Source organism: Streptomyces sp. 184 (genome assembly GCF_045781775.1).
In the GTDB taxonomy this organism is placed as follows: domain Bacteria; phylum Actinomycetota; class Actinomycetes; order Streptomycetales; family Streptomycetaceae; genus Streptomyces.
This window is the reverse complement of record NZ_CP123230.1, coordinates 2955810-2969813: the sequence shown is the minus strand read 5'-3', so window position 1 is coordinate 2969813 and position 14004 is coordinate 2955810. Positions and strand designations below refer to the sequence as shown.

Below are 14004 nucleotides of genomic sequence, written 5' to 3'. Positions count from 1 at the left end.
TTCACAGAGAGGTGTTCGCTCCATGCAGGACAGCACGCACCGGACTCCCCCCGCGACCGGCACCGTCGGCTGGGGGGTCCTGGGCACCGGCGGGATCGCCGCACGCTTCGCCGGCCAGTTGCCGCGCTCGCGCACCGGCACCCTGGCAGCCGTCGGCAGCCGCTCCCCCGCCTCCGCCCACGACTTCGCCAAGCGCTTCGCCGCACCGCGGGCGCACGGCTCGTACCAGGAGTTGCTGGACGACGACACCGTCGATGCGGTGTACGTCGCCACGCCCCACCCGCAGCACGTCGAGTGGGCGGTGCGTGCCGCCGAGGCCGGCAAGCACGTGCTGGTCGAGAAGCCGATGGCGGTACGCAGGGCCTGGGCCACCGCCGTCATCGAGGCCGCGGTACGAGCCGACGTGTTCCTGATGGAGGCGTACATGTACCGCTGCACCCCGCAGACCGCGAAGCTGGTCGAGCTGGTCGAGGACGGAGCCGTCGGCGAGCTCCACCACATCCAGGCGCAGTTCTCCTTCGGCGGCCCCGGATTCGACGCCGGGCACCGGCTGTTCGACAACGCCCTGGCCGGCGGCGGCATCCTGGACGTCGGCGGCTATCCGGTCTCGATGGCCCGACTGCTGGCCGGCGCCGCGACGGGCGCGTCCTTTGCCGACCCGGAGCACGTCACCGCCGCCGGAACCGTCGGCCGCACAGGTGTGGACGAGTGGGCGCTGGCCACCTTGCACTTCGCCGGCGGGCTGACCGCCCAGGTCGCCACCGGCATCCGGCTCGCCGACGAGAACCGGGTCCGGATCTACGGCTCCCGCGGTTTCCTCGACGTACCCGACCCCTGGTTCTGCGGGGACGGCGAGCCCACCAGCCTGGTGCTGCACCGGGTGGGCGAGGAGCCGCAGGAGATCCGGATCCCGCCGGCGCACATCTACGCCGCGGAGGCCGACACCGTCGCCAGGCATCTCGCCGACCGCCAGGCCCCGCAGATGAGCTGGGCCGACACCCTCGGCAATCTCGCCGCCCAGGACGCCTGGCGGGCGGCCCTCGGCCAGGCTTACGACAGCGAGCGCGACGACGCCCCCGTGCCCACCGCCTCCGGCCGGCCGCTCGCCCGCCGCGCCGGCGCGGCGATGACCCACGCCCGCATCCCCGGCCTGGACAAGGACATCTCACATCTGGTCATGGGCGTCGACAACCAACCGGACCAGATCCACGCCTCGGTCGTCTTCGACGACTTCTTCGAGCACGGTGGCACCGCCTTCGACACCGCGTACCTCTACGGCGGGGGACGGCAGGAGCGGCAGTTGGGCCGGTGGATGGAGGACCGCGGGGTCCGCGACGACATCGTGGTCATAGGCAAGGGCGCGCACACGCCGCACTGCGACCCCGCCTCGCTCAGCCACCAGTTGGAGACCAGCCTGGAGCGGCTGCGCACCGACCACGTCGACGTCTACTTCCTGCACCGCGACAACCCCGGCATTCCCGCGGGCGAGTTCGTGGACGTCCTCGACGAGCACCACCGAGCCGGCCGGATCGGCGTGTACGGCGGCTCCAACTGGAGCCCGCAGCGGGTCGACGAGGCCAACGCGTGGGCGCGCCGGAACGGGCGGCAGCCGTTCACCGTACTCAGCAACCACCTGAGCCTGGCCCGCGCCTACGCCGTGCCGTGGGAGGGCTGCCTGCACGTCAGCGACCCGGACTCGCAGGACTGGCTGCGCGAGCGTGAGGTGGCGCTGTTCCCGTGGTCGAGCCAGGCGCGCGGGTTCTTCACCGGCCGGGCCAGTCCCCACGACACCAGCGACGCGGAACTGGTGCGCTGCTTCTACTCGGACGACAACTTCGAACGCCTGGACCGGGCACGCAAACTCGCCCGCGAGCGCGGCGTACACCCCACGGCGATCGCCCTGGCCTGGCTGCTCCACCAGCCGTACCCGGTCTTCCCGCTGATCGGCCCCCGGCAGGTCTCGGAGACCCGTACCTCACTCGCAGGTCTGGGCGTGCAGCTCTCCGCGCAGGAGGTCGCCTGGCTGGACCTGCGCGAGGAGTAGCGGCAGCAGGTTCGTGGCTTGAGGGTGACGTGACCGGCCTCGCAAGAAGGCCCGGTGCTCGGGCCCAGTCCAGTAAACGGTTCTACCTTGCCGTCGTCTGACTGAGGCGGCATGGGACCCGAACGGTGCGGCCGCGCGGCCGGTCGGCGCCCGTCACGCCGGGCACCGCCGGCTCGTGGTCCTCGGCGGCCTGCCCGGCAACACCGCCATGGACGCCAGCGTCGCCGGATACCGCGCCGCCCTGGCCGCGCACGGCCTGCCGCCCGAGGCCGACCACGTCGTCGACTGCGGCCTGGGACGGGCCGCAGACTGCGCCATGACCGGGCCGTGCCGCGGTATCCCTCGCCCTGCGCGATCCGCGGGAGACCCCCGGCACGTACCACGTGCTCGGCACCCCCATCGCCATACGAAACAGCGTCGGCCCTCCCCGCCCGGCCGCACGCAGACAACACGGAGGACACCACCGGCATGACCGCCACGCCACCACCGGCGGACACGAACGTCCCGCCGCCCGCCGACCCCCGCACATCCCCGTTCACCGGCTACACCAGGGCACACTGGGAGAGCGCGGCCGACACACTTCTGGCCGCTCTCCTGCCCTACGCCTCGCCCGGCCTGGCCCAGTACCGCCTCCCGGGCAGACCCAGCCACTCCGGCACCTGGTCCGACGGCTTGGAGGGCTACGCCCGATCCTTCCTCCTGGCGGCCTTCCGCATCGCCGGCGCCGGCGGGACCGACCGGCGCGGCAGCACCGCCATCCGCGACCTCATCGGCCGCTACGCCACCGGACTGGCCGCCGGCACCGATCCCGACCACCCGCAGCACTGGCCGCCGATCACCGACGGTGCCCAGTCCATGGTCGAAGCCGCCTCCATCGCCATCGCCCTGCACGAGACCCGCCCGTGGCTGTGGGACCGCCTCGACGACGCCGTACGCCAGCGGGCCGCCGCCTGGCTGGGCGGATTCGTGGGAGCCACCGCCAACGACTCCAACTGGCGCCTCTTCCAGGTCGTCGCGGAGGAGTTCCTCGCCTCCGTCGACGCGCCGCACAGCCGCGCCGAGATCGACGCCGGCCTGGCCAGGATCGACGACTGGTACCGCGGCGGCGGCTGGTACAGCGACGGCGACGGGCGGAAGTTCGACTACTACAACGCCTGGGCGATGCACCTGTACCCCGTGCTGTGGGCCCGCATCGCGGGGCCTCGCGCCGACCGCGGTCTCATCGCCACCCACCGCGCCCGGCTGCGCGAGTTCCTCGGCGTTCACCAGTACTTCTTCGGCTCCGACGGCGCGCCCGTCCACCAGGGCCGGTCGCTGACCTACCGCTACGCTGCCACCGCCCCGCTCTGGGCCGGCGCCCTGGCCGACGCCACCCCCCTGCCGCCCGGCCGCACCCGCCGGCTGGCCTCCGGTGCCCTGAAGCACTTCGCCGACCGCGGCGCGCCCGGCGCCGACGGACTGCTCAGCCTCGGCTGGTACCGGCCGTACCTCCCGCTCACCCAGCGCTACTCGGGACCCGCCTCCCCGTACTGGGCGAGCAAGGCGTTCCTCGGCCTGCTGCTGCCCGCCCACCATCCGGTCTGGACGGCCACCGAGGAGCCCGGCCCCGTCGACACCGCCGACCGCAGCCTGGCTCTGCCCGCACCCGGCTGGCTCCTGCACTCCACCTGTGCCGACGGCATCGTACGGCTGGTCAACCACGGCAGCGACCGGCTGCCCCCGCCGCCCGCCGCCGCCGAGGACAACCCCCACTACACCCGGTTCGCGTACTCCGGCGCGGCCGCGCCGGAGACCCCGCCGGACGACGGGCCGTCCGGTCCCGACAACCAGATCACGTTCCTGACCGCGTCGGGAGCCTCCCGCCGCGGCCGCATCCGGCCGTTGTACGTTCGCGGACGACAGGCGGCGTCCTGGCACACCTCCGTCGAGCGGGAGCAGAACGGATCAGATCCCGGCATCACCACCGTCAGCGTGGTGCACGGTCCCTGGGAGGTGCGCCTGCACCGCCTCCGGGCCGAGTCCGGCACCGCCGTGCGCGAAGGTGGCTGGGCGGTGGCCTGCGACAGCGCGCCGCCCGCCACGGAGACCGGCGCCGGCTGGGCGCTGGCCCGCCGCCGCGACGGCCTGACCAGTGCTCTCGTCGGCCTGCTCGGATGGGAGGACGACGGCACCCCGGCCTCCGGCGCCGTCGTACGCGCTCGCGGCCACAACGCCTACGGTGACCACTCGGCGACGCCCGTGCTCACCCTGCCTCCGCACTACGGCGGTACGCGACTGCTCGTCACCCTGGTCATCCTCACGGCCGACCCGGACGTGCACCACGACACCCCCGCCCTGCGCAGCGGCACCCGCGCCCGTCAGGCACCGGACGGCACCATCGAGATCCGTTTCCCGGACGGCACGGTCGAACATGTGCGGGCCGACGTACCGGCCTCCGCTGATCGGTAGTTGTCAGCTTCGCGCAGGTTGCCGGTTGAACCGACGCAGGAGTCGGCGCGGCCGCGTCACGCCGAGCGGTCGAGGCTCGCGCACCAGTGCCTCGGTGTCCGCGAGGCTGCCGCGGGTGATAGTGATGAGCGATGCGTGGATCGAGACGATGGAGCCGTCGGTGAGCAGATCCTCGGCCACGCTCGCGGGTCGAGGTCGAGCAGCTCCCGCAGCCGGGCCAGTAGGTCCGGCGGGAACGGCCGGGGCAGGTTCAGTGCATCCACGGCGAACATGGCCGTGGGCCCGGCTCATTTGGTGAACCGTTCTAGTCCGGAGCCGAAACTTCGCCCACGTGGGGACGGACCGAGTCGCGGACGACGATGTGCGTGCCCAGCAGGACGTGCTCGGCAGCTCCGGGCGTCTCGTTCTTCAGCGCAAGCCGCACGGCGGTGCGCCCCAGCTCCTCGTGCGGGATGTGAACGGTGGTGAGGGCGATGTCGGCGGACGGGGGGAGGTCGTCGAATCCGACCATCGACACGTCCTCGGGGATGCGCAGCCCGCGTTCTCGCAGCGCCTCGCGAGCGCCGGCGGCGATCAGGTCGTTGCTGGTGAAGACGGCGGTGAAGTCCGGTGGCCCCGCGTCGAGCCGCTCGCGCATCATGCGGTGGCCCTCGCGACGCTCCATCGTGCCGTCGACCTCCAGTCGGGGATCGTGCGGTACGCCGTGGGCGGCCAGGGCGGCACGGTAACCGGCGGCCCGGCTCTCCTGCGTCGTGTACCCGGCCCGCCGTCCGAGGAAGAGGATGCGCTTGTGGCCCGCCGAGAGCAGGTGGCTCGTAGCGGCGAACGCACCGCCGGTGTTGTCGTACTCGACCACGATGGCCGGCACGTCGGGGCCCAGCGGTGGGCGGCCGCACAGCACCAGTTGCGAGCCGGCCACGGCCAGTGCGCGGGCGTAGCCGGCCATGCGCTCGCGGTAGGCGTCGTCGGGGTTGACGTTCCCCACCAGGATGACCGCTTCGGCGTGCTCTTCACGCATCAACCGGATCGCGGCCAGCTCCCGCTCGGGATCTCCGCCCGTGGTGCCGACGAGGCAGAGCCGGCCCGCACGCGCAGCCTCCTCGTGCACCCCCTGCGCCACGTGTGCGTAGTGCGGAGAGATGACGGAGTTGACCACGATGGCCACGCTCTTGGGCCGCACACCCGCGAGTCCCCGGGCATGCGCGTTGGCCACGTAGTCGAGTTCGCGCACCGCTCGCATGACCTTGCTGCGCGTGGCAGGAGCCTTGGGGTACGTACCGGAGAGGATGCGTGAGACGGTGGCGACCGAGACGCCGGCATGTCTGGCCACGTCCCGTATCGTCGCGGGGCGGGATCTTCCGTCGCCGGACGCGTCCCGACGCGGCATCCGACCTCCCTGCGTTCCTGTTTCGTCGCCTGCTCGGTAACCGTTTGAAGCCGATGATGAGGCGATCGGGGTGCCAGGTCAAGCACGGGCCGGGTCGCTCCGAGCCGGCCGGGGTCACGATGGGGTGCCCCGTAGCCGCGGTACCGGTGGGAGGCGTGAGCAACACCCGTATTCCCGGACACTCCACTCTTGACGTGCCTCCTACAACATGCTTGCATCCCCGTCATGTAAACGGTTCAACACGTGTAGGTACCCCTTGCATGACGGCCGCCCCCCGCGGCGGCACCGCCGGTGCGTCGAGATCCGATCGCCGACAGGACGGGCGCGGGCCATGGGCGCCCGGCTCGGAGACGCGAAGTCTCACAGAACGAACCAGATCGCCCTGCTCAACCGTGCGAACAACCCCCCACATATACGAGCATGAGGAGTTCTCATGGAGCACAGGCACAGGCGTCGAAGCTGGTTACACCGGGTCGGCATGGCCACGGCGGCGGTGGCCGGGGCGACGGTCCTTCTCGTCGGCCTCTCCCAGATGGGCGCCGCGTCGCCCGGCACCGGGGGCACGGACTCCGCCCAGGGCACGACTGCGGCGGCGGCCGCGCGCCCGATGGAGAACCTCGGGCGCGGCGTGGTGGCCGTGCGCTCCAGCGGGAGTGACGTCCTGGTCTCCTGGCGGCTGCTGGGCCTGGACCCGGAGGGCATCGGTTTCAACGTCTACCGCTCCACCGGCGGCGGCGACTGGTCCCAGATCAACGAGGACGTCCTCACCGATGGAACCAACTTCGTCGACTCCGGAGCCGACCTCTCGCAGTCCAACGGCTACCGGGTCACGCCCGTGGTCGACGGCGAAGAGGGCGAGCCCAGTGGCGAGTTCACCTTGGACGCCAATGCCGCCGACGAACCGGTGGTCCGCGTCCCGCTGCGCGACGGCGGCCAGATCCAGTTCGTGTGGGTCGGCGACCTCACCGGCGACGGCGAGTACGACTACGTGATCGACCGCCAGACCTCCCCGCAGAGCATCGAAGCCTATTCGAGCGAAGGCGACTTCCTGTGGGAGGTCGACATGGGGCCCAACAGCACCGACCAGAACAACATCGAAGGAGGATCGGCCACCATCGACGTCGGCCACAACGACGGCGTCACCGTCTACGACTTCGACAGCGACGGCCTCTCAGAGGTCGCGGTCAGGATCGCCAGCGGCGTCACCTTCGGCGACGGCGAGACCTTCAGCCACGACAACGACACCGAGCAGTTCATCGCCGTCCTCGACGGCCGGACCGGCGCACTTCGCTCGTCGGCCCCGGTCCCGACCGACTACATCTCGGACGGCCCGATGTACGCTCGGTTCGCCGCCTGCCATCTCGACGGCGAGACCCCGAGCCTGGTCACCTACATGAAGAACCGCATCGGCAACGGCGGGTTCAACCTCATGGTCACCGCTTGGAGCTTCGACGGCAGCAACGTCGACATGCAGTGGAAGTGGCTGCGCAGCGGGAACCACCCCGACGGGCACAACAGCCGCTGCCTCGACGTGGACCGCGACGGCGACGACGAGTTCGTCGAGATCGGGTTCGTCCTGGACGGTGACGGTTCGCTGCTCTACTCCATGGGGGGCCAGGGCATCGTCCACGGTGACCGCTTCCACATCGCCGACATGGACCCGTCGCGGCCGGGCCTGGAGGGCTACGGGGTGCAGCAGGACAACGCCAGCGGCCTGTTGGAGTACTACTACGACGCCGCCGACGGGGAGATCCTCTGGGAGCACGGCGGCGGCCCGGGCGACGTGGGGCGCGGCATGGCCGGCGACATCGACCCGCGCTTCCCCGGCATGGAGGTGTGGTCCTTCTCCGGCCTGTACAACGCCCCGTCCAACGCGCTCACCGAACCCAACACCTCGCTGAGGCCGTGGCCGCAGATGGGCCTGTGGTGGGACGGCGACATCACCATGGAGCTGTTCAACGACGGCAAGTTCGAGAAGTGGGACCCGGACAACCCGACCCCCACCAACAGCCTGCCGCGCCTGGAGCAGGCCCAGGACTACGGCGGGACCGTCGGGCCCCGCAGCCAGCCCGGCATCATCGGTGACATCCACGGCGACTGGCGCGAGGAGGTCGTCCTACCCAACGGGAACTCCAACGAGCTGCTCGTCTTCACCACCGATCGCCCGACCGGCATCCGGCTGTACACGCTGGCGCACAACCCTGCCTACCGCAACGACATGACCGTCAAGGGCTACATGCAGTCCCACCACGTCGACTACTTCCTCGGCGCGGGCATGGAGCAGCCCCCGCAGCCCGACATCAGGTACGCCGGCAGCGGCTCCGGCCAGTAGGCGACCGACCGCGGGCGGGCGCGTACGCGGCGGCCCGCGGCGGCCCGCGGTGCTCCGTAACCCCCATACCTCCCGGCACACTCCTGCCACGGCGTTGGCTGCCGCCCGACGGGAAGCGCTTTCCATCTGCGTACTCCAAGGAGTTGACCACCGTGGTCCACATCAGTCGACGTGCAGTGCTGGCCTCGTCCGCCGGCGCGACGGCCGCCGCCGTGCTGGCCTCCGCGGGCAGCCGTGCCCACGGCGAGCCCGCCCGCCAGGCGGCGCTCCCCGAGCTGACCGGTCACGACCCCGTCGACTTGCGGTGGCTCGAGGGCGACGCTCCGGCGGAGCTCGCCGCGGGCACGACCTGGGGAGTGCCGTGGCCCCGCGGCTCCTTCGCGCCCGATCAGGAGTTCTTGCTCGCCACCGACTCGGGCGAGCAAGTCCCCGTGCAGAGCTGGCCCACCGGCCGGTGGCCGGACGGTTCGGTGAAGTGGACGGCCCATGCGATCAGCGGAGCCGCGCCGCGTGCCGCCGGGTATGGGCTGCGGTCCGGCTCGCCGGCTGCGCCCGACACCCCCCTGACCGTACGGACCCGCGGCGCAGAGACCACCGTGAACACCGGCGTGATCGAGGTGGCCTTCGGGCGCACGGGCGAGCAGGTCGTCACGTCCGTCCGGCGCGGTGGCACGATCGTCGCGAAGAGCGGCCGCCTGGTCGCCTCCCGCCAGGACAAGCCGGCCACCGACGGCGCAGCGGTCGTCAGGACCGAGTCGTTCACGGGCGTCGTCGAGTCGGTACACGTCGAGCAGGACGGCCCCGTACGCGCGGTGATCAAGGTCGAGGGCAAGCACCGGAAGGGGCGGCACGCCTGGCTCCCCTTCGTGGTGCGGTTCTACCTGTACGCAGGCTCGGACGCCATCCGCGTAGTGCACACCTTCCTCTTCGACGGGAACGAGGGCAGGGACTTCATCAACGGCCTCGGCGTGCAGTTCACCGTGCCGATGCGCGGAGCGCTGCACGACCGACACGTCCGTTTCGCCGGCGAGGGCGACGGCGTGCTCGCCGAGGCGGTACGTGGAATCACGGGGTTGCGCCGCGATCCGGGAGAGGAGGTCAGGAGGGCCCAGTGCGAAGGACGGGCGACGCCCGACCCGGCCACCTGGGACGCACGGGTCACCTCCCGCCTGCGCTACATCCCCGCCTTCGGCGACTACAGCCTGCGTCAGCTCAACGCCCACGGCTTCGAGATCCACAAGCGCACCGGGCCGGGCCGCTCGTGGGTCCGGGCCGACGGCGGCGGGCGGTCGAGAGGGCTGGCCTATGTCGGCTCGCCCTCCGGCGGCCTGGCCTTCGGCATGCGCAACTTCTGGCAACTGCACCCGACCGAGCTGGAGATCACCGGAGCCTCCGGCGACGAGGCGCAGGCAGCCGTGTGGATGTGGTCACCACGAGCGGAGGCGATGGACCTGCGCTTTTACCACGACGGCCTCGGGCAGGACACCTACCCGGAGCAACTGGAGGGCCTGGAGATCACCTACGAGGACTACGAGCCGGGCTTCGGCACCCCGTACGGCGTGGCGCGCACCACCGAGATGACCTTCTGGGCACTGGAGGCGACGCCCACGGCCGAGCGCTTCACCGCGCTCGCCGCGGCGAACGCGACCCCGCCCCTGCTGGCTTCGAACCCCGAGCACAACCATGCCGCGGGGGTGTTCGGATCCTGGGCACCGGCCGACCGCTCGACGCCGGCGAAGGCGGAGCTGGAGGACAAGCTCGACGCCGTGCACCGCTTCCACCGGGAGCAGGTCGACCAGCGCTCCTGGTACGGCTTCTGGGATTACGGCGACATCATGCACACCTACGACGCGGACCGGCACGTGTGGCGGTACGACGTCGGGGGCTACGCCTGGGACAACTCCGAGCTCTCCACGGACCTGTGGCTGTGGTACCACTACCTGCGCACCGGCGACGCGCGGGCGTTCCGCTTCGCCGAGGCGATGACCCGCCACACCGGCGAGGTCGACGTCTACCACCTCGGCAGATACCGGGGCCTGGGCACCCGGCACGGGGTCATGCACTGGGCCGACAGCGCCAAGCAGGTCCGGATCAGCAACGCCGGATACCGCCGGTTCCACTACTTCCTCACCGCGGACGAACGCGCCGGCGACCTGATGCACGAACTGCTCGACTCCGACCGGAGCTTCCTCGTCCTCGACCCGATCCGCAAGATACGCGAGGACGGCCCGTACGACCCCCGCCCCGAGGCGCTCCCGGTCGGCATCACCACGGACTGGGGCGCGCTCGCGGGGGCGTGGCTCGCCGAGTGGGAGCGGGGCGGCGATCCGATCGCCCACACCAAGCTGATCAACGGTGCCAGGACGGTCGCCGCCCTGCCGAACGGCTGGGTCCAGGGCGGAAACGTCACCTACAACCTGGCCGACGGCACGTTCACGGGACCGGCCGAGAAGATCGTCGCGGTGGGATCGCTGGGCTCCGTCTTCGGGCTGATGGAGATCATGACCGAGCTGATCGGCCTGGTCGACGAGCCCGAGGTGAAGGCCGCGTGGGTGTCTTTCTGCCGGCTCTACAACGCCACGGAAGAGGAGCAGCGCGAAGCCACCGGAGCCGGCTGGGGCAGCCTCAACCTGCGGCAGGCATACGCGCGTGCCACCGCGTACGCGGCGAAGCAGTTGGAGGACGAGGCACTCGCGCAGCGTGCCTGGAAGGAGATCCGGACCGGGCACGCGGGCTACCCCGAGGACCACTCGTTCACGTCGGAGCGCATCGAAGGGCCAGCCGTGCTCAACCCCGTCGACGAGGCGGGGTTCTCCGCGAACGCGACCGCGCAGTTCGGCCTGGCGGCCATCCAGTGCCTCGCCCTCGTCGGCGAGCACCTCGATTAGCTCGCCCGCATTGCCTTTCTTATCAAGCCGACGAAGGTGAGGTGTGGAATGACGGGTCTCGACCTCGGCTTCCGCACCTGGGGTACCTCCACCGCGACCCAGGCGCGGTTGGGCGAGGATCCAGTCCTGGTCATCGCAGTTCGATGCGGCGGCGTCCCCGGGCGGCAGGCCCGGATGGCTGTCAACCGCCGCCAACGCCGCTCATGATGGCACTGAGGATGCCCTGTTGGGTCACGGTGTGAGAACGTCGATCGAACATACCGAACCCGTACTGTCCGTTTACACCGTTGTCCCAGTAGACGCTGACTTGTCCGTATTTCTTGGCTGTGGCCGCCATGGTGTACGCAAAGTCAGCACGGTATTTGTTGTTCGCAGAGTCGAACGACGACTTGTCGATCGCTCCGTATTCACCGATGACTACCGGAAATCCTTTCGTGACGAATCCGTCATACATCTTCTTCAACTGCGCGTCAAGATAGTCCTCCTGCCCCCAGGTGGATGTCTTTGACGGGTTGGTCGCGGCCGGGCCCCACTGCGTGATGGTGCCGCTTTCCTCTCCGGTGAAGTCCCACGGATCGTAGTAGTGCACGGAGATCATGATCCTCTGCTCATCGCTGGGAATGGAAGGGGATCGATACTCGTCGGTCGGAAGGGCGAAGCCGTAGTTGCCCGCGGTGTAGTCGATGTTTGTGTTCCAGCCGGGGATGAGCAACCACCGTGAGCTGTTGTTGCCGCCGGTCTTCCGCACCGTGTCCACGAAGATCTGGTTGTAGTCGTTGATGTTTGAGTAGCACGGTTGGGTCGGTTGACCGTATTGGCCGTCGAACTCTTCGTTCATGGATTCCAGGATCAGGTGCTGGTCGTAGCTCTGGAACTTCGACGCGATCTGTTGCCATACCTTCTGGTACTTGCCCTTGATCTCCGCCTGAGAGGACGAGTCACAGATCAGCCAGGAGCCGTCGATCGTCTTGTAGCCGTCGCCGTGCATGTTGATCACCACATACATGCCTCGGTTGTAGGCGTAGTCGACGACTTCCTGGACTCTGTCCAGCCAGGAGGAGTTGATCGTGTAATTTGGGCCAGGCCCTATGTTGCGCAGGTAGGAGACTGGAATCCGGATGGTTTTGAATCCTGCCGCCTGCACCTTGTCGATGAGAGCCTGAGTTACCGTCGGATTGCCCCATGCCGTTTCACTGGGATACCCATTGATGGTTGCTTCGAGCTGGTTCCCCAGGTTCCAGCCGGCGCCCATATCGGCAACAATCTGCGAAGCATCCGACTGAGCGGCCGTGTCGGCAGATGCCTGGTTCGCCGAGCCGCCGCTTACGGATGCGGCCACCGCCAGTATGATGGCAATGAGGACGGCCTTGATCTTCATTGTTTTTGCAGCCATTGACGTTTCCTCTCTCCCGGTCCTGAAGTGCCGACCAAGTGGATTCACTGACGCTGAGCGGGCGTGGCCATGTCAGCTCGGCGTCACTACCGGGTGGTGCTGAGAACTCGGGTGACTTGGCACTCTGCTGGCACGTGGCACGGTGGACGGGCTCCGGCCCGTCCCGTCTTCCGGCGCTCGTCGAATTGAATCGAAGCGCTTCGATCGAGTATTCGACGAACCAAGTCCATTTCTTTGACACGAGAATAGAGTCACGCCGCGGCCATGACAACCGGCTTGCCGGGCGGGCCAACGTACGGGCTGCGCCGGTTGATGAGACCGACCCTGGGTGCAACGGGTGTCAAGAAGGCCCCAAGGGCCGCCGGCAGGCATCGGTGCCGCGACCGCCGTCTACGACGTCGCCCGGATGTGCGTCTGATACTCGGTGTAGCTCGGATAGCGCCCTGCCATCCACAGGATGCCCAGTCGCTCCCCGGAGCCCAGGCCACGTGGGGTGATGGGCCGGACCTGAGTGACTGTGGAGTTTGCGGTGATGGCCTCCCTCTCCCACGTCGTTGCGTCGCCCGTCGTCGTCCAGCGCTCGATCTCGTTCACGGACCCGATCCGGCGTGAGAGGAGGACTACGGACGGGTTGGTGTGATCGAGCGTGATGCCACCGGAGTAGTTGATCTCGCCGGGCTTTTCGGCGATCGTGCCGCCGGCGGCGGTCAGTTGCCGGTCCTCCCAAGCGGTGCCGTTCCACTGCGCGTAGTGGTACCGGTGGTCTGTGTCCGTGGGGAACCGCGCGAAGGTGATGACGGGGCGGCCCTGGCCGTTGATGGCGATGTCGTGTACCCAAGACTTCCCGCCGCCCGAGTCGGCGTCGTAGACCTTCGTGGCCTGGGCGGGTGTCACCGCAGCGGACAGGGGTCCGATCCGGCTGCCGTCCGACCGGTAGAGCGAGCCGGCCCGGTAGTACATGTGGTAGATGCTGGTGTTGAGGTTTCTCGGATGGGCCTCGGTGAAGGCGAAGTGGATGGTGTCGACGTCGTTCGACGCCACCTTCATGTAGGGCCGCTGCCCGGGGACCGAAACGAGAGTGGATGCATCGGTCCACTGGTCCCCGCCGGTCGTGGTCGACCAGGTCGGGTTGTAGTTGCCGCCCCGCCAGAAGAGGTACAGCTTGTTGTTCTCCGCGGAGAGCTCCACCGGGTTCGGGTAGGTGTAGCCGGTGCCGCCCTCCGTGTTGGTGGGGATCTCCTTGGTTCTCTCCCAGCCTTGACTGACGTCCTCGAGCGCCACGGACCGCCGGTAGTACATGGAAGGGCCCTGGTGTCCGGACCAGAACACCACCACATGTCCCGTGTGGCGGATGAGGATCGACGGGGTGTTGTGGTCGTCTATCTGAAAGCCGGTGTCGAGCGTGGAGGTCACGGACGTGCCGCTGTCGTGATCGTACTGCGTCACCCTGATGTCGCCGGACGAGGTGATGTACCCGACGAAGGTGCGCCGGTGCCGGCCGCGGTGGTGCAC

8 protein-coding genes are annotated in these 14004 nt (G+C 69.5%); 4 read left to right on the top strand and 4 right to left on the bottom strand.

What is annotated here, in order from left to right; translation table 11 throughout:
- Positions 1-22: 22 nt before the first annotated feature.
- Together QBL21_RS12635 and QBL21_RS12630 are read left to right on the top strand one after the other, a co-directional pair.
- Positions 23-2044, top strand: coding sequence for an aldo/keto reductase (locus QBL21_RS12635; RefSeq protein WP_407562245.1), 2022 nt, complete (start codon positions 23-25; stop codon positions 2042-2044).
- Between the two features lie 468 nt (positions 2045-2512).
- A complete protein-coding gene (locus tag QBL21_RS12630; RefSeq protein WP_407562244.1) occupies positions 2513-4492 on the top strand; it encodes a DUF2264 domain-containing protein in 1980 nt (659 codons plus the stop codon).
- 3 nt (positions 4493-4495) lie between these two features.
- On the opposite strand, the gene QBL21_RS12625 is transcribed toward QBL21_RS12630, so the two are convergent.
- Together QBL21_RS12625 and QBL21_RS12620 are read right to left on the bottom strand one after the other, a co-directional pair.
- Positions 4496-4672, bottom strand: a complete 177-nt coding sequence (locus QBL21_RS12625) for a hypothetical protein (RefSeq protein WP_407562243.1) — start codon at positions 4670-4672, stop codon at positions 4496-4498.
- Between the two features lie 124 nt (positions 4673-4796).
- On the bottom strand, positions 4797-5879 hold the full coding sequence (locus QBL21_RS12620) for a LacI family DNA-binding transcriptional regulator (RefSeq protein ID WP_407562242.1): 1083 nt from the start codon (positions 5877-5879) through the stop codon (positions 4797-4799).
- A 433-nt stretch (positions 5880-6312) separates the two neighbouring features.
- Between QBL21_RS12620 and QBL21_RS12615 the strand changes: the two genes are divergently transcribed.
- Together QBL21_RS12615 and QBL21_RS12610 are read left to right on the top strand one after the other, a co-directional pair.
- Positions 6313-8211, top strand: a complete 1899-nt coding sequence (locus tag QBL21_RS12615; protein WP_407562241.1) for a hypothetical protein — start codon at positions 6313-6315, stop codon at positions 8209-8211.
- Positions 8212-8363: 152 nt separating this feature from the next.
- On the top strand, positions 8364-11099 hold the full coding sequence (locus tag QBL21_RS12610) for a Tat pathway signal sequence domain protein (RefSeq protein WP_407562240.1): 2736 nt from the start codon (positions 8364-8366) through the stop codon (positions 11097-11099).
- 181 nt (positions 11100-11280) lie between these two features.
- Here the strand turns inward: QBL21_RS12610 and QBL21_RS12605 are convergent, their stop codons facing one another.
- Together QBL21_RS12605 and QBL21_RS12600 are read right to left on the bottom strand one after the other, a co-directional pair.
- Positions 11281-12492: a glycoside hydrolase family 5 protein gene (locus tag QBL21_RS12605; protein ID WP_407562239.1), complete on the bottom strand. Its 1212-nt coding sequence runs from the start codon at positions 12490-12492 to the stop codon at positions 11281-11283.
- 390 nt (positions 12493-12882) lie between these two features.
- Positions 12883-14004 (bottom strand): BNR-4 repeat-containing protein, encoded by a 1122-nt coding sequence (locus QBL21_RS12600; RefSeq protein ID WP_407562238.1) that lies wholly within the window; start codon positions 14002-14004, stop codon positions 12883-12885.

Bases quoted from the DNA above. Each gene is read 5' to 3' on its own strand.
- QBL21_RS12635 (WP_407562245.1), top strand. From the start codon at position 23: ATGCAGGACAGCACGCACCGGACTCCCCCCGCGACCGGCACCGTCGGC.
- QBL21_RS12630 (WP_407562244.1), top strand. From the start codon at position 2,513: ATGACCGCCACGCCACCACCGGCGGACACGAACGTCCCGCCGCCCGCC.
- QBL21_RS12620 (WP_407562242.1), bottom strand. From the start codon at position 5,879: ATGCCGCGTCGGGACGCGTCCGGCGACGGAAGATCCCGCCCCGCGACG.
- QBL21_RS12615 (WP_407562241.1), top strand. From the start codon at position 6,313: ATGGAGCACAGGCACAGGCGTCGAAGCTGGTTACACCGGGTCGGCATG.
- QBL21_RS12605 (WP_407562239.1), bottom strand. From the start codon at position 12,492: ATGGCTGCAAAAACAATGAAGATCAAGGCCGTCCTCATTGCCATCATA.